Source organism: Pseudomonas sp. FP1154 (assembly GCF_030687245.1).
Classification (GTDB): Bacteria; Pseudomonadota; Gammaproteobacteria; order Pseudomonadales; family Pseudomonadaceae; genus Aquipseudomonas; species Aquipseudomonas rhizophila.
In genome coordinates, this window is record NZ_CP117465.1 from 4721476 (window position 1) to 4739249 (window position 17774).

Annotated in this window: 9 protein-coding genes; 8 read left to right on the top strand and 1 reads right to left on the bottom strand. The window is 61.2% G+C overall.

The features are described from left to right. Positions 1-442: 442 nt before the first annotated feature. The 6 genes from PSH91_RS21230 to PSH91_RS21255 all read left to right on the top strand — a co-directional run bounded on the left by PSH91_RS21230 (position 443) and on the right by PSH91_RS21255 (position 15649). On the top strand, positions 443-1966 hold the full coding sequence (locus PSH91_RS21230) for a fumarate hydratase (RefSeq protein WP_047227110.1): 1524 nt from the start codon (positions 443-445) through the stop codon (positions 1964-1966). Positions 1967-2323: 357 nt separating this feature from the next. Next, positions 2324-6781, top strand: coding sequence for a SpvB/TcaC N-terminal domain-containing protein (locus PSH91_RS21235; protein WP_305466685.1), 4458 nt, complete (start codon positions 2324-2326; stop codon positions 6779-6781). Positions 6782-6784: 3 nt separating this feature from the next. Next, positions 6785-9592: an RHS repeat domain-containing protein gene (locus PSH91_RS21240; protein ID WP_305466686.1), complete on the top strand. Its 2808-nt coding sequence runs from the start codon at positions 6785-6787 to the stop codon at positions 9590-9592. A gap of 66 nt (positions 9593-9658) precedes the next feature. Then, positions 9659-12472: an RHS repeat-associated core domain-containing protein gene (locus PSH91_RS21245; RefSeq protein ID WP_305466687.1), complete on the top strand. Its 2814-nt coding sequence runs from the start codon at positions 9659-9661 to the stop codon at positions 12470-12472. A gap of 77 nt (positions 12473-12549) precedes the next feature. Further along, the gene (locus tag PSH91_RS21250; RefSeq protein WP_305466688.1) at positions 12550-14316 is read left to right on the top strand and encodes an ATP-binding protein; all 1767 of its coding nucleotides are present in this window, start codon (positions 12550-12552) and stop codon (positions 14314-14316) included. Beyond that, a complete protein-coding gene (locus PSH91_RS21255) occupies positions 14309-15649 on the top strand; it encodes a sigma-54 dependent transcriptional regulator (protein WP_076383663.1) in 1341 nt (446 codons plus the stop codon). Before PSH91_RS21250 ends, PSH91_RS21255 begins: the two co-directional genes overlap by 8 nt. 118 nt (positions 15650-15767) lie before the next feature. Here PSH91_RS21255 and PSH91_RS21260 read toward each other — a convergent pair whose 3' ends face one another. Then, entirely contained in the window at positions 15768-16097 is a 330-nt protein-coding gene (locus PSH91_RS21260; protein WP_155417167.1) for a hypothetical protein, read from the bottom strand. 334 nt (positions 16098-16431) lie between these two features. On the opposite strand from PSH91_RS21260, the gene PSH91_RS21265 reads away from it, so the two are divergent. Both PSH91_RS21265 and PSH91_RS21270 read left to right on the top strand, forming a co-directional pair. Beyond that, positions 16432-17187, top strand: coding sequence for a fimbrial protein TcfA (locus PSH91_RS21265; protein ID WP_076383662.1), 756 nt, complete (start codon positions 16432-16434; stop codon positions 17185-17187). A gap of 88 nt (positions 17188-17275) precedes the next feature. Next, a complete protein-coding gene (locus PSH91_RS21270; protein ID WP_047227118.1) occupies positions 17276-17773 on the top strand; it encodes a CS1 type fimbrial major subunit in 498 nt (165 codons plus the stop codon). The last annotated feature ends 1 nt before the right edge of the window (position 17774 follow it).

Here is a 17774-nt window from a genome sequence, read left to right on the forward strand (position 1 = left end):
CTGACAGGAGGCGTCCTACGCTACAGGCCAGACGCCACTTTAGTGGCGTGCAGGGCAAATGACCATTCAATTCTGGAGCAGAAAAATGGCGTCAAAGCAATGGCCTAAATTGACGCAGTTGTTCGAGACTGGCTGGTCCTCTTGTGGTGAGGGGATTTATCCCCGTTGGGCTGCGAAGCAGCCCCAAAATGACTGAAGGCAAACAACCTGACACACCGAGGTGACTGACTTTCAGGGCTGCTGCGCAGCCCAGCGGGGATAAATCCCCTCGCCACAAAGGCAGCTCGCTCCCACAGGGTGCTCGCCTGCGATATACTGCCGCGCCTTTTTAGTGTCGCGCCAGCATGCCCGGCGTGCCTTAAGAGGTGCCGTCCGTCGACCGATGCACCCAAACGGACGGCACCTTATTGAATGTTCCCGTCTTTAGAGAGGAGCGCGACTCATGACCGTGATCAAGCAAGATGACCTGATTCAGAGCGTTGCCGACGCCCTGCAGTTCATTTCCTACTACCACCCCGTGGATTTCATCCAGGCGATGCACGAAGCCTACCTGCGCGAAGAATCGCCAGCGGCCCGTGACTCCATGGCGCAGATCCTGATCAACTCGCGCATGTGCGCCACCGGCCATCGGCCGATCTGCCAGGACACCGGCATCGTGACCGTGTTCGTGCGCGTGGGCATGGACGTGCGTTGGGATGGCGCGACCATGAGCCTGGACGACATGATCAACGAGGGCGTGCGTCGCGCCTACAACCTGCCGGAAAACGTCCTGCGCGCGTCGATCCTCGCCGACCCGGCTGGTGCGCGTAAAAACACCAAGGACAACACCCCTGCGGTGATCCACTACTCCATCGTTCCGGGTAACACCGTGGAAGTGGACGTGGCGGCCAAGGGCGGCGGTTCCGAGAACAAGTCCAAGATGGCCATGCTCAACCCATCCGACTCCATCGTGGACTGGGTACTGAAAACCGTACCGACCATGGGCGCCGGCTGGTGCCCACCGGGCATGCTGGGTATCGGCATCGGCGGCACTGCGGAAAAAGCCGCCGTCATGGCCAAGGAAGTGTTGATGGAGTCCATCGACATTCACGAACTCAAGGCCCGCGGCCCGCAGAACCGCATCGAAGAGATGCGCCTGGAGCTGTTCGAGAAGGTCAACCAACTGGGCATCGGCGCCCAGGGCCTGGGTGGCCTGACCACCGTGCTCGACGTGAAGATCATGGACTACCCGACCCACGCCGCGTCCTTGCCGGTGTGCATGATCCCCAACTGCGCCGCCACCCGCCACGCCCACTTCGTGCTGGACGGCACCGGCCCGGCGTCGCTGGAGGCACCACCGTTGGACGCTTACCCGGAAATCGTCTGGGAAGCCGGTCCATCGGCGCGCCGCGTGAACCTCGACACCCTGACACCTGAAGACGTGCAGAGCTGGAAACCGGGCGAAACCGTCCTGCTCAACGGCAAGATGCTCACCGGTCGCGACGCGGCGCACAAGCGCATGGTCGAGATGCTGAACAAGGGTGAAACCTTGCCGGTGGACCTCAAGGGCCGCTTCATCTACTACGTCGGCCCGGTCGATCCGGTAGGCGACGAAGTGGTAGGCCCAGCCGGCCCGACCACCGCCACGCGGATGGACAAGTTCACCCGCCAGATCCTCGAACAGACCGGCCTGTTGGGCATGATCGGCAAGTCCGAACGCGGCCCGACCGCTATCGAAGCGATCAGGGACAACAAGGCGGTCTACCTGATGGCCGTCGGCGGCGCCGCTTACCTGGTGGCTCAGGCGATCAAAAAGTCCAAGGTTCTGGCGTTCGCCGAACTGGGGATGGAAGCGATCTACGAGTTCGAGGTCAAGGACATGCCCGTGACCGTTGCGGTCGATAGCAAAGGCGAGTCGGTACACATCACCGGCCCGGCGATCTGGCAGAAGAAAATCAGCGACAGCCTGGCGGTAGAAGTGCAGTAACACGCACGTTGACGCCGTAAAAAAGGCCGGTGGGCGACAAACTCACCGGCCTTTTTTTATCAGCAGAAAACCTGTGGGAGCGAGCCTGCTCGCGATAGCGGTGGGTCAGCTTGCATCCATGTTGGATGTGCCTCAGTCATCGCGAGCAAGCTTTGCTCCCACACTGGATCTTCAGTGGACCCCGACCTATGTTCAGCCAAGCCTCCCACACAATGCTCCCCGCCGGGCGTGAGTAGAGCCGTTCATCGGCATGCCCGCCTACCTGTCAGATCTGACAGGTTACCCAAGGACCATCTCTTGGCATCCTGAAGTCATGCCGGGTATTCGCCCTGGCGTCGGCTAACAGAGATGATCCCGATGGCAGAACAAGCGCCCCTCCAGATCGTGACCCCGACCATCGCCGGCAGTGCTTCTATCGCCACCCTCGGTAACAGCCTCGGCCCTGTCGGTACGCGAGGGGCAAGTTCTTTTGAACTGCCGTTACCCCTGTCCGCCGCCCGCCACCTGACGCCGGCGCTGACCTTGAATTACAGCAGCCAGGGCGGCAACGGCATCTTCGGCATCGGCATGCAGCTTTCCATCGCCAGCATCACGCGCAAAACCAGCAGAGGTGTGCCGCACTACGCTGATGAGGATGTCATGGTCGACGCCGATGGGGTTGACCGCTGGCCCGAATTCAACGCCGAACCGCTCATTCGCCCCCTGACGGGCCCCGGCAGTGCAACGTGCTCGGTGGTGCGTTATTACCCCAGGACTGAAAGCAGCTTCGATATTTATGAGCTGTGGACACCCACCGACGGCCAGGCACCCTTCTGGCGTGTCCAGGGCAGCAACGGCCATGTGTATTGCTACGGTAAAACCGAAGCGTCGCGCATTGCCGAACCTGAAGCCGAACCCGAGCCCGATCCCCCAAAACCACCACGCATCGCCGAATGGTTGTTGCTCGAAGAAGTCAGCCCGGCAGGCGAGCACATCTATTATGAGTACCAGGCCGACCCCGGCGCGCTGGATGGCCCCCACGACTACCGCGCCCAGCGCTACCTGCGGCGGGTGTGCTATGGCAACGCCAGCGCCAGCGACACCCTGTACTGCTTTGAAGAGCCCGACCCGGCGCAGCGCAACTGGCACTTGCACCTGCTGTTCGACTACGGGCAACGCACCCTCGATCTTGCGCAACAACCTTCCTGGCAAGCCCCCGAAGAGGCGCCCTGGCTGCTACGCAGCGACCCGTTTCACACCTATCGATACGGTTTTGAGGTCGGCACGCGGCGTTTGTGTCATCAGGTGTTGATGTTCCACCACTTCCCTGCCGCGGCCGATACTGAACCTGCCCTGGTCCGGCGGCTGGTGCTGGAATACACCGCCACTGCGCTAGGTTACAGCCTGCTGACAGCCGCCCACTATCAGGACTGGGACGCTGAAGGCGGTGTCGATTACAGCCCTCCGGTGGAATTGCAGTACACCGATTTCGACCTCAACCTGACACCCGAAAAATTCTTCGATCTGGAGACAATGCCCGCCCTCGAAGGCAACCGGCATTACCAATGCGTGGACCTGTATGGCGAAGGTCTGCCGGGGTTTCTGTGCCGTTACACCGATGCCTGGTACTACCGCGAGCCTGAGCGCGCCGGGCCCGATGACGATGCCATCGGTTATGGCCCGTGGTCTCGCCTGGACAGTATCCCGGTCGCCAGCCAAAACCCGGCCGTGATGCAGGTGCTGACTGACCTGACCGGCAGCGGCCGCCTCAATTGGGTCATTGCCCAACCCGGCATGAGCGGCTTCCATACCCTCAACCCGGACCGTAGCTGGTCGACCTTCACCCCGTTTGATCGTTTTCCGACGGAGTTCCTGCACCCCGCCGCGCAACTGGGCGATTTGACCGGCGACGGTTTACGCTCACTGGCCATGGTCGGGCCCAAAAGCGTTCGGTTGTACCCCAATCTCCGCGAGCAGGGGTTCGCACCGGGGGTGAATGTGCCCCATGAACCGGACAGCCCCCTGCCATTGTTCAGCGACTCGCGCAGCGAGCTGGTGTTGTTCGGCAATTTGCTGGGCAGCGACAGCACCGAGCTGTGCCGGATTCGCTTCGATGAAATCAAGTGCTGGCCGAACCTGGGTCACGGGCGTTTCGGCGAAGGTTTTGTAATGAGCGCCCTGCCCTTCAGCTACGGCCAATTCGACGCTGACCGGGTGCGGATCGCCGACCTGGACGGCGCCGGAGCGCCCGCGCTGATCTACCTTAACAGCGACTGTTTCGATATTTACCTCAACCACGGCGGCAATGGCCTTGAGCAAACTCCCGTCAAGGTGCCATGGCCGGCGGGCGTGCGGTACGACAATCTGTGCCAGGTCAGCCTGGCCGATCTGCAGGGGCTGGGTTGCGCCAGTCTGATTCTGAGCGTGCCCCACATCTCCCCCGATATGAAGCCCAGGCATTGGCGTTATGACTTCGTCGCGGCGCGGCCCTATCTGCTCAACGCCACCCATAACAACATGGGCTGCAGCACCACCCTGACCTATCGCAGCAGTGCGCAATACTGGCTGGATGAAAAACAACAGCGCCGGGCGCAGGGCGAGCAATTGGCCTGTTATCTGCCCATGGCCCTGCCGTTGTTGGCACGTCAGCAACAGCTGGATGAAATCACCGGCAATTGCCTGACCCAGCGCTTCACCTATTTCGAGGGCGACTACGACGGCTATCACCGTGAGTTCCGGGGCTTCGCTCGGTTGTACCAGGTGGACAGCGAGTTGCCCGACGGTGAAGTGCAAAGCGGCTTTACCGCGCCGGTACTGGTCAAGACCTGGTTCCACACCGGCCGAACCGTCAACCAGCCTCTGAAGGACTGTTTCGACGGCGACGATGACGCCGTGCCGCTTGGTCCTGTGCTGTTGAGCTGCTTTCATGAAGGCGACGAGGCCGACGAGATAATCGTGCCCGACCCCGAGACCGCCCGGGAAATGGCTTATGCCTTGGGCGGCCAGGTGTTACGCACAGAAATCCATCCCGCCGAATCGGACGATACGGCCCGGCCCTACACCGTGACGCAACAACGCTATCTGCTGCGCCAGCACCATCCCCATCACAAAAGCCTGCTGGTATTGGAACTGGAGGCGCTCAGTCATCAATATGACGGCTTTACCAATGACCCGCAGAGCCAGCACGGCATCAATCTGAAATGGAATCTCTACGGCCAGCTTGTTCACGGCTTCATCGTCCATTACGCCCGACGCCTTACGCCGCTCGATCCGCCCCCCTTCGACGATGAAGACGAGAACACCTGGTGGCTCGACGCCCATGATGAGCAGCAGCAGGTGTTCCACCTTGTCGAGAGCCGGGCCGAGCACCTGCACCTGTTCGACGAAACCGGGTGGCGTCAGCGCCTGGGCCTGCCCTGGCGCAGTCGAGCCAACGCTTTGCAACGCCCCAAGGGCGAACTGCCGCAAGGCCTCAACCCTCGCCAGATCAGCTATGAAACCTTCCTCGCACATCACGACTCCCCGCAATGGCAAGCCGCACGGCAATTGGTTGCGCTTGAGGAACAGAACTACCTGCGTGACGACCAAGGCGATATTGCCTTCCAGGCGTTGCTCGGCCCGCTGGAGACGGCCGAGTTTGACAAGCAGGCACTGGACGCCTACGACGCCGTGCCACCGCCGTTCGACATCCGCGGGCAACTGGAAGAAATCGGCTTTGAGCCCATGCCGCTGTTTCTGCCTGAAGATCCGGACGAAGACACCGCCGAAAACCTCTGGTCGAAAAAGAGCGGTTTTGCCACCTACCACTCGCTTGATGGCTTCTTCCAGATCAACGCCCTGCAAGAAACCCAGAGTCATGGTGTTACGACCCTGACGTACGATGCCTATCACCTGATGACCACCGCCATTACCCTGCCGGACGGCTGTACGACCCAGATCGAATACGACTATCACTCGCTGTTGCCGCAGAGCATCATCGACGCCAACGACAACGTGCAGCAAGCGCTGTATGGCCCCGACGGCGTGCCTTTGGGCATTACGTTTTTCGGCAGCGAAAATGGCCTGCCGGCAGGCTTCGATGCCATCGACACCTACGAGCTGCCCGACGACCTGACACCGGCTTATGCCATCGAACACCCCGAAGCCACCCTGGGCAGAATCGCCAGTGCCGTGCGCACCGACGAGTTCAGCTGGATGGGCGCGCTTGACCTCGCCCAAGTCTCCCTTGCGCAGCGCAACGAGTGGATCAGCGCCCGCTACTTGATGCCCAGCGGCCATGTCCGCGCCAGGGCACGCATTCACCTGGCGCGGCTGGCCGAACGCAGCGCCGCCGAAGAACAGTTGTGGACGCTGATCCAGGCCACGGCCCGAGAGCCGGTTCACAGCGTCGTGCTGAGCGCCGATCGCTACCCGGACGATCCATTGCAACAGGTCCGCATCACCCTCAGCGCCATCGACGGATTCGGCCGCACCTTGCAAACCAAGCAGCGGGTCGAACCCGGGGAGGCCTATGCCGTGGCCGAGGACGGCTCGCTGGAGCTACAGAACGGGCAACCGTTGCAGCACTTGGCCGACCCGCGCTGGCGCGTCAGCGAACGGGTCGAGTACAACAACAAGGGACTGGTCACGCGGGTCTATCGGCCGTATTTCGCCGACGCCTGGCGCTACATCAACGACGCCTCGCTGCGTCTGCACGGCTACCACGACCAGCAGTTCTACGATCCACCAGGACGCCTGGTCAAGGTCATCAATGCCAAGGGCTATGAAGCCTGGCATGTGCATCATCCCTGGTACTTGTGCGACCACGACTACAACGACACGGACCCGGGAAGCTGACGAGTGAGCAGGCTAACTCATGGCGGTACACCGGTCCTGTCGGTACTTGACGCACGAGCAGGCTCGGTCAGGCGAGTGGACTACTGGCGCCGATCGCCGAACGACGACACCCAAACGCTGGTCACGGCCCAGGCGTATGACGTCGCCGGGCGCCTTATCGCCCGATGGGACCCACGTTTCTACGGTACGGACACGGCCAACCTGCGCAACGACTACAACCTCACCGGTCAGCCGCTGCGTACCCGCAGCGTCGATGGCGGATGGCGCCTGGCATTACCGGGCCTGGCGGGTGAAACCTTGCAACGCTGGGATGAACGCGGCAGTCATTGGCGTATTGCCTATGACCCCCAACTGCGTCCGGTGGCTCTGGAGGAAAACAGTCAGGTCGCAGTCGATACCTTCATCTACGCCGATGCCACGGCCGATGCCGATCACAACCTTCGCGGTCGGTTGCTCGAGCAGGTCGACCCCTCGGGTACTGTGCTTCTGGACAGCTATGGCCTGGTCGGCCTGCCGTTATGTGAGACGCGTATTTTTCACGACAGCAAGGTGTTTACCAGCCGTCGTCTCTTCGGGCCTTCGGGGGCTGTCCTTGAGCAGACCGATGCCGGTGAACACCAGCAACAGTCGCGCTACGATCTGGCCGGGCAGCTCAAGCAGGTGCAGTTGCGACTCAAGGGGCAAACCGACTGGCAGACGGTGTTGCACGATGCCCAATACAATGCCGCCGGGCAAATCATCGAACAACACGCAGGCAACAGCGTCATCAGCCACTGGAGCTATGACCCGGCCAGCGCTCGCCTGCTCAGACAACGTTCACAAAAAGCCCCGGCCACCGCACTGGTGGACTTCGAGTATGTCCACGACCCGATGGGCAACATCACCCGCATTCTGGACCATACCTATACGCCTACCCATTTCGCCAACCAACGAGTCGACGGCCATCGTGCCTTCAGCTACGACTCGCTCTATCGGTTGACCAGTGCCAGCGGTTACGACGATGGCCCGCCCTCGGATATACCTGGCCTGCCCCAGCCAACCGACCCCAACAACCGGCTCAACTACCTGCAAACCTATGAATATGACGAGGGCGGCAATCTGACCAAGCTCACACATGTGCGTGAGGGTGCCGGCTACACCCGGCAGATGTTCATCGACCCGGGCAGCAATCGAGGGGTGCGATACCAGCCTGGAGATCCTGCCCCGTCATTCGACACACTGTTCGATCGCCATGGCAATCTCCTGGCATTGCAGCCTGGGCAGAACCTGCAATGGAACGCTCGGGACCAACTGGAAATGGTCACCCTGATCGACCGCGAAAACGCCGCCAATGACCAGGAACATTACCGCTATAGCCAAGGGACCCGGGTCTACAAACGTCACGAAACCCATACCGCCAAGCGCGACCATTTTCAGGACGTGCGCTATCTCCCGGGCCTGGAGATCCGCACCCGGGACAATGGCGAAGAACTGCACATCATCATCCTCGACACGGGCTTGATCAACGTCCGCTGCTTGCATTGGGTAATGGGCAAGCCGGCAGATATCGACACCGATCAGTTGCGCTACAGCCTGGAGGACCACTCAGGCTCAAACATGATGGAGCTCGATCAGCATGCGCAACTGATCAGTCACGAAGGCTATTACCCGTTCGGCGCCACGGCGTGGCTGATAGCCCGTCCCGGCGTAGAGGTCAGTTACAAGACCGTGCGCTATTCGGGCAAGGAAATGGACATCAGCGGGCTGTATTACTACGGCGCACGTTACTACGCGCCGTGGCTGCAGCGTTGGGTCAGTGCCGACCCGGCAGGGGATGTGGACGGGCTGAACAGGTATGCGTTCGTGGCCAACAATCCACTGCGTTATGTGGATACGGACGGGCAGGCAAAAGCCGAGAGCGTGATCGTGCTTTATTCAGGCTTTCTCTCCGAACTCAGTGGAGAGTCCAGCCAACTGCTCGGGCAGCTTCACAACATCATCCAGCAAAAAGGCGTGTTTAGAAGCCTGATGGGGAATCTGGGGGGAGAGCTGGTCAAAGGCGTCTTCGGCTATGAGACAGGTGTGCTGGGGGGCGAGGTGGTCGATCTGGTGCTGCCTGATGCCCCTTTCACAACGCCCTACACCACCACGGGTGGACTGATCGGTGGCAACGTCGGCGGCGATGTGGCCGGCGAGATCGCCGATCCGTTCGTGAATAGCGCAGGGTTGGTGGGCGCGCTCATACCGCAGACCTCAAAAATATCCGTTGAGGCGATCGATCGCAGACTCGGTATCGAGGGTGCGGTTAAAGACATCAAGAATTGGCGGCAGATGAAAGATGAGGTGATCCACCCGGCGCTCAACTCAGTCCTCAACCCCAGCTTCGTGATGAACCGGGTGATGGGGTCGTGGATCCCGATCATCGGCGGCACACTCAATATGTTCGCCCGGGCCATCGAGGGCGAAGACATCAAAAACCGCCTCGACCCCGTCAAGATCGGCAAAATCGAAACGCTGCTCGCCGACTGGAAAACGGCTGTGGAGCAACGCGCTGCCTGGGCCGAAAATGCTTTCGATGCGTTAGGCTCCGATGTCATCTCCCCCGCAGACCTGCTGCCCAACGTTAACTTCATGACGTCCAAGGAAGCCCTGGCACCGATCAGTCGCGCCGCCTTGCGCAAAAGAACCCAAGCCACCCTGGCCAACATCAAGGCCGCGCAGCAGGGAATCACCGCTTACAAGGAAATGGGCACGACGGACAATTTGTGGGCGAGTTGGCATGCGCATCCTGTCGGCCATGGCAAGGGCCGCCCGAAATGGATGACCACGTGATCCAGGCAGCTCCGTTCCTCGTTGCATCAAGGTTCAGACTGACACCCCTCTGGAGGCCAGAGCCCCATGAGTACCGTGCATTTGCGCACTCCAGACGTCGTTGCCGTGGATGGCCGTGGCTTGCCTGTGCGGCAAACCACTTACTTGCGCAACCAGGCATCGCCCCCCGCCGTCGCGCTGATATCGCGCCAGCACCACAAGAGCATCGGCCATCTCGTCGAGCAGTGGGACCCTCGCCTCTTCGGTCACGCGCCCAAACCCAACCTGACAACGCTGCATAGCCTCACCGGTCAGCCGCTGCATACCGACAGCGTCGATGCCGGATGGCGCCTGATATTACCGGGCCTGGCGGGTGAGTCCCGCGAGCGCTGGGATCAACGCGCCCATCATTGGCGCGTGACTTATGACCATCAGTTGCGCCCGATAGCCCTGGAGGAAAACGGCCGGGCCGAGGTCGACGCCTTCACCTACGCCGATGCCACGGCCGATGCCGATTACAACCTGCGCGGGCAGTTGATTGAGCAGAGCGATCCCTCCGGCACCGTGCAGCTGGACAGTTACGGGTTGACGGGCGAGCCGTTACGCCAGGTCCGCCGTTTTGCCGATGCCATCCCCCACATCTGCGAGCAGACCCTCGACGCCCTTGGCACGCCCGTGAGCCGGACCGACGCCGCTGGCCACCGACATTACTTGCGGCTGGATATCGGCGGGCAACTCAAACAGGTGGACCTGCAACTCAGGGACCAGGACACGCCACAACCCATTCTGCTGGACGCCCGCTACAACGCCGCGGGCCAGATCGAGCGCCAGGATACGGCCAACGGCTTGACCAGCCGCTGGACCTATGACCCGGCCAACGATCAACTGAGCACCCTCAAGACCGGAAAACCCGGACAAGCCCTGCTCCAGAACCTGACGTACTTCCATGACCCCATGGGTAATGTGCTGCGTATCGAAGACCATACCGTCGCCCCCCTGTACTTTGCCAACCAGCGCGTAGACGGTCATCGCGACTTCACCTACGACTCGCTCTACCGTTTGATCAGCGCCAGCGGTTTCGAGGGCGAGACACCTCAGCTGCATCCCGGCTTACCCGAGCCGATCGTCCCCATCGACCCCGGCCACCGTTTCAACTACACCCAGCTGTATGACTACGACACCAGCCACAACCTGACCCGACTGCGCCATGTTCGCGACGGCAACAATCACACCCGGACACTGCGCATCGACCCTCACAGCAACCGAGGCGTGCAGTGGACCGAAGGCGATCCGGAGCCGGATTTCGACGCGCTGTTCGATGCCCATGGCAACCAGCTTTACCTGCAACGCGGCGCGCAGTCGCTGGTGTGGGACGCCCGCGACCAGCTCACTAAAGTCACGTTGCTCAAACGCGACAACGGGTTGCTGAACGATGACGAAACCTGCCTCTACAGCCAGGGCGAACGGGTCAGCAAGACCCACACCACCGCCAGCACTCGCCACGAAACGCGATATTTGCCAGGCCTTGAAATCCGCACCAGCAGCCACGGCGAACAACTGCACGTGGTCACCTGTGCATTGGCCCATGGCAGTGTTCGTTGCCTGCATTGGGAAGCCGGCCAGCCAAGCGACATCGAAGCCGACCAATTGCGCTACACCCTCGACGATCATTTGGGTTCCAGCACCTTGGAGCTGGACCGTCACGGCGCCTTGATCAGCCTCGAGCACTACTACCCCTTTGGCGGCACCGCCTGGCACGCCGCTCGTTCCAGAATTGAAGTCGACTACAAGACCCTTCGTTATTCAGGCAAGGAAATGGACAGCAGCGGGCTGTATTACTACGGCGCGCGTTACTACGCCCCGTGGTTGCAGCGCTGGGTCAGTGCGGACCCGGCGGGGGATGTGGATGGGTTGAATCTGTATGGATTTGTCGGCAATAACCCGATGACGTTGACCGACTACCAAGGGTTGATACTAGAGACCCCGGCGCAGAGAGACGCTAGAAAAGCGCAGAGCGCAGCCTATTGGCAACGCTGGAAAAACTATAACCGGCTGGACAGGGAGATCAAAAAGTTCACGGACATCATGAAGCTGACTTCACGCAGAGCCAGCGAAGCGCAAACTCAACTGGCCAGCCATCGCTCGGCAACAGCGCACGCCCAGGCCTCTGCGGTACGTGTGGGTAGTCACGTCGGTGCACAGGTTGTCAGCTACGGAACGGGACTCGCGGTAGGCTTCGGCGCCGCGGCGCTGGGCAGCGTGGCGGGACCACCCGGCATCGTCATGGGCGCCGCGCTGGGGTTCGTCACCAGCAAAGCGGTGAGCGTTGGCCTGGATTATGCGCTGGAACGATTGAGCCTGAGCGCAGCGGTCAACTTCAAGAGCCGGAAACTGGACCCGGAAAAAATCGTCAAGAAAGGCGAATACAAGAATCTTGACCTCTTTCACTATGCCAAGGCAAAAGCCCGGGATCTGGCCCACGCCGTCAGCGCGCCCACCCAGAAAAACGTCCTGAAAGCGGGAAAGGAAGTGACCAGCACTGGCACCAAGATCGCGCTGAAAGCGACAGGAACCGTGGCCTCCAGCGAAATAGGAGCCGTGACCAGCATTGTTTTGGGAACCATTGAGATCATTCATGAAATTGGCGCCGCAAGCCATGAACTGACCGAGGAGAAAATCGCTCGGGCAGATGCGCACATCAACGGCATGGTGGAAATATTGAACGCACAAATGGCCCACATCGAGACGCTGTTTGCCGAGGCGGAACTTGACGCAGTCAATACCTACCGACCGCTCAGCAAAGTAATCGGCCAGTCCAGTGGCGACACGCCTCAAAGCCTGAGAAGGGAGATGGAAGCAACCATCGGCCGCTTGAGGAAGACACAAAGCATGCTCCGATAACGCCGGAGCGAGGCGCATCACCGCGGGCAGACGGCATGCTATCGTGCCTGTCCCTGCCCAGTCCTTGAAACAGTCACATGCCGGCAATGCCTCGTCCCTTGCGTCTGTCGTTGTACACCCTGCTGATCCTCAGCGGCGCCATCATTGCCGCAACCCTGGCCGTGCGGCACGCCGAACGCCAGGCACTGGAAGAGGATGCCAGCCGTGCGAACCAGCAACTGGCGTTGTACGCCAACTCCCTGCATACCCTGATCGAGCGCTACCGCGCCCTGCCCGCCGTGCTGGCGCTGGACCCCGAGTTGCGCTCGGCCCTCAAGGGGCCGGTCAGCACCGCGCAACAGGACGCGCTGAATCGCAAACTGGAACAGATCAACGGCGCCGCAAAGTCTTCCACACTGGAATTGCTCGACCACACCGGCCTGGCCGTCGCGGCCAGCAACTGGCGCCTGCCCAGCAGTTATGTCGGACACAATTATGGCTTTCGGCCGTATTTCCTCCAGACCCGCACCCAGGGCACCGGACGGTTTTATGCGGTGGGTGTGACCAGTGGCATTCCGGGCTACTTCCTGTCCAGCGCAGTGACCGACGACAACGGTGAGTTCCTGGGGGCGATGGTCGTGAAGCTGGAGTTTCCCGAGCTGGAACGCGAATGGCGGCAGGGCAGCGACACCCTGCTGGTCAGCGATGCCCGGGGCATCATTTTCATCGCCAACCGAGAGGGCTGGCGTTATCGCCACTTGCAGCCGTTGACCGACAGCGACCACGCCGAGCTCAAGGCCACTCGCCAATACGACAAGCAACCGCTGCAACCCTTGGCCGTCGAGCCGCTGCGACGCTTTGACGACAACAGTCATCTGGCCCGGGTCGAGGCCCCCGACGGTGCCGTGGATTACCTGTGGGAGTCCCTGCCATTGACCACCGAAGGCTGGACGCTGCACTTGCTGCGCCGCCCGCAGATCGCCTTCGAAGACCGTCGCAACGCCGGGCTCGCCGCCGCCGGGCTATGGCTGGCCCTGGTGTTTCTGTTGCTGTTTCTCAACCAGCGCTGGCGCCTGGCAAAGCTGCGCCAGCGCAGTCGTGAAGAACTCGAACGGCTGGTAGAAGAACGTACCCGGGATTTGCGCACCGCCCAGGACGGACTGGTGCAATCGGCCAAACTCGCAGCCCTGGGACAGATGTCGGCGGCCCTGGCCCATGAAATCAACCAGCCGCTGACGGCCCAGCGCATGCAACTGGCAACCCTGCGCCTGTTGCTGGACCATGGCCGGGTCGATGATGCCTACAAAGCCATCAAACCCCTGGACGACATGCTGACCCGCATGGCTGCACTCACCGGCCACCTGAAAACCTTCGCCCGCAAAAGCCCCAGCGGCCTGCGCGAACGCCTCGACCTGGCGGTGGTGGTGGATCAGGCACTGCAACTGCTGGACACACGCCTGCGGGACGAACAGGTCAGTACGGTGCTGCACCTGACCCGCCCGGCGTGGGTGAGTGGCGATGCAATCCGTCTGGAACAGGTGCTGATCAACCTGCTGCGCAACGCGCTCGATGCCATGGCCGGCCAGCCGCTCAAACGCCTGGAAGTGCGCCTGGAAGCCGATGAGCAATTGTGGCGCCTGACGGTCAGTGACAGCGGCACCGGGATCGCCGAGGAACACCTGAGCCAGGTGTTCGATCCGTTCTTCACCACCAAGGCAGTGGGCGACGGCCTGGGTTTGGGCCTGGCGGTTTCCTTTGCAATCATTCATGAATCGGGTGGACGACTGACGGCGGACAACCATGAAAACGGCGCACAGTTCTGCGTGACCTTGCCGATCGATCAGGAGGCGCAGTTGCATGCTTAACCCTTGCACATTGAAAAAGGTCATCGTCGTCGACGACGAGGCCAGCATTCGCAGCGCCGTGGAGCAATGGTTGAGCCTGTCGGGTTTTGAAGTGCAGTTGTTCAGTCGCGCCGAAGAATGCCTGGCGCAATTGCCAGGACATTTCCCGGGGGTGATTGTCAGCGATGTGCGCATGCCCGGGCTCAGCGGCCTGGAGCTGCTGGCCGAAGTGCGCCGACGCGACCCGGACCTGCCGGTGATCCTGTTGACCGGCCACGGCGACGTGCCGATGGCCGTGGAAGCCATGCGCGACGGCGCCTACGATTTCCTGGAGAAACCCTTCACGCCCGAAACCCTGCTCGGCAGCCTGCGCCGGGCGTTGGACAAGCGCACGCTGGTATTGGAGAACCGTCGTCTGCACGAGCAGGCCGACGTCAAGGACAAGCTCGATGGGACACTGCTTGGGGTTTCACGGGCGCTGCAAAACCTGCGTCGCCAGGTGCTGGACCTGGCGACACTGCCGGTCAATGTGTTGATCCGCGGCGAAACCGGCAGCGGCAAGGAACTGGTCGCCCGTTGCCTGCACGACTTCGGTCCCAGGGCAGACAAACCCTTCGTGGCATTGAACTGTGCGGCCATTCCCGAACCGCTGTTCGAGGCTGAACTGTTCGGCCATGAAAGCGGCGCCTTCACTGGCGCCCAGGGCAAGCGCATCGGCAAGCTCGAATACGCCGACGGCGGCACGCTGTTTCTCGATGAAATCGAGAGCATGCCCCTGGCTCAACAGGTCAAGTTGCTGCGGGTGCTACAGGAACAGAAGCTCGAACGCCTGGGCTCGAACCAGAGCATCCATGTGGACCTGCGCATCATCGCCGCCACCAAGCCCGACCTGCTCGACGAAGCCCGCGCCGGACGTTTTCGCGAAGACCTGGCCTATCGCCTGAACGTCGCCGAGCTACGCCTGCCGCCATTGCGTGAACGGCGCGAGGACATTCCTTTGTTGTTCGATCATTTCACCCACAACGCCGCCGAACGCCTGGGTCGCCCCGCCGTGCCCTTGAGCGGTGCGCAGTTGAGCCATTTGCTCGGCCACGACTGGCCCGGCAATGTGCGTGAACTGGCCAACGTCGCCGAGCGTCACCTGCTGGGACTGGATCAACCCCGCGTCCTCGACACGGAGCCAGGCCAATCCCTAGCCGCCCAGCAGGAAGCCTTCGAAGCTCAATGCCTGCGCGCCGCCTTGACGCGGCACAAGGGCGATGTGAAAGCAGTGCTCGAGGAATTGCAGCTGCCGCGTCGCACCTTCAATGAAAAGATGCAGCGGCATGGGTTGAGTCGGGAGATGTTTTTGTAGGGTTGGCGTTTTTTGTGGCGGCTGAACTGGCCTCATCGCGAGCAGGCTCGCTCCCACAGAAGTGATGTGTACACAGGTTGAAATGTGGGAGCGAGCCTGCTCGCGATAAGGCTGCCCGCTAGCCCGAAATCAAGCCGGCGAGCATTCGTTTCCGGTCGGCCACGTCCAGTGCCCGGTAGGCCTCCAGTAGCATTTCCTCATCAGGCGTCAATGGCGGTTTGGCGATTTGGGCGCGCTCACCGACCAGGACGTACTGCGCGTCCACGCCGATAACCACCAGTTTGGCCACCAGATCGGCCGGGCATTTCTGCCGCCCCGATACCACTTCTTTCAAACGCTGCGGGCTGGATTCACCAGCGGCACGGGATGCCGCGGCCAATGACAACCCACAACGGTCAATCTCCTCGCGCAGACGAACGTGGATATATCCCACCAAATCTATTGACATGGTGTAACTATCCCACCAAAATAATTCGGACAAACAGCAATCATCTTCGCCTCACAGGAGTCACCACCATGGCCCGTACCGACGCTGTACACCCGGGAAGTCACCTCAAATCACGGGAGCAAGCGTGTCGGAGCGTCAGGGCTGGAATCTACTCTGGAAATTTCCTACATGGAACAGAGAAGCATCTGTAGCACAAAAGGAAGTGTCGTAAATATAGCTCGCCTCTAGTCGTGAGACTCTTCCCTCTCGTCACCGACCTTCATCGAAGGCAAGAGCGCTTCAGCAGACGCATTGAATAACGTTGAGTTTTTAGCTTTTTTACTTGAGGTCTGACATGGATTTGAATCAAACGTTTACCCACCGTTGGGCTGCCTTGGGCAAGCTGGCGCTTTTGATGCTGGCGTTCGGCTTATCGTCGCCGGCGACCGCCAATCTGGTGGTTTATCCGATGACCAGCACGATCGGCGCCGAGCAGGATGGCATTGGACAGATCCAGCTGCACTCCAAGTCGGACAAGGTGCAGTACATCAAGGTCAGTGTGGTCCAGATCCAGCGCCCGGGCACGCCGGATGAACACGAAAGCCCAGTGTCTGCGGCCGATACGAAGGGTATCGTCGTGTCGCCACAACGCACGGTACTCGCTCCCGGCGCCAGCCGCACGGTACGGATTATCGCGCAGGCGATGCCCAGCGAGGAAACCGTCTACCGGGTTTATTTCGAGCCAGTGGCCGCTCCACAGGATCTGGCGGCAGAAGACGACGACCCGCAAGGCACGCAACCCAGAATCGGCGTAAACCTGATCTGGGGCGCGCTGGTGCGGCTGCTGCCCGATGACCGTCAAATGAGCGTCGGCTTGCAACAAAGCGGTGACGCGCTACGCAATGACGGCAACGTGCGCATCGGTGTATTGCAGGTCGGACGCTGCACCGACGTCAAGGGCGAAAAAGACTGCCTCTGGAACGATGTCAATCGCAGCTTGTATCCGGGCAGCACGCTCCCTGTCCAGGCATCCGGCACAAGCGGCAACCTGCTCATGCGCTTTGTGACCAGCGACGACAAACGGCCACGCACTTTGGCCGTGCTGCCGTAACCCACTCCCCCCTCACATTTTTCAATCTGAGCCATGTGCCTGCACATGGCTGGGCTCCTGTTCACCCATAGAAAAGAGGAAACACCCCATGAAACTGCTCAAATTCGCCCCGTTGGCACTGGCCGCACTGGTCTCGATGCCCGCCCTGGCGGTTGAGAAAAGCATCCTGGTCTATGCCGATGTCGATCCGACGCTGGAGTTGCTCCAATCCGATGGCAGTGCCCTGCCGCCCTCCATGGAGATGAGCTACCTGCCGGGTGCGGGTCTGCAACCCACCCGTCTGGGCACGCGGGTCTTCAGCAATGACACCGATAAGGACATGACCATCAGGCTGATCACCAGCCCCGTCCTGGCCAACATGACCAACCCGGCTTCCACCGCGGTTCCCCTGTCCGTCACCTTTGGTGGCAGAACGCTGAGCACCACCGGCGTCGCCTTGTCGGCGGCCGACCTGTTCCCCGGTGGCGACCCGACCAGCGGCTCGATCGAGCAGATGCTGGAGATCAAGCAAACCACCGTTGGCGCTATCGCAAACGCTGGCCGCTATGAAGGCATCGTCAGCCTGGTGCTGACTCAGCAACCGTAAA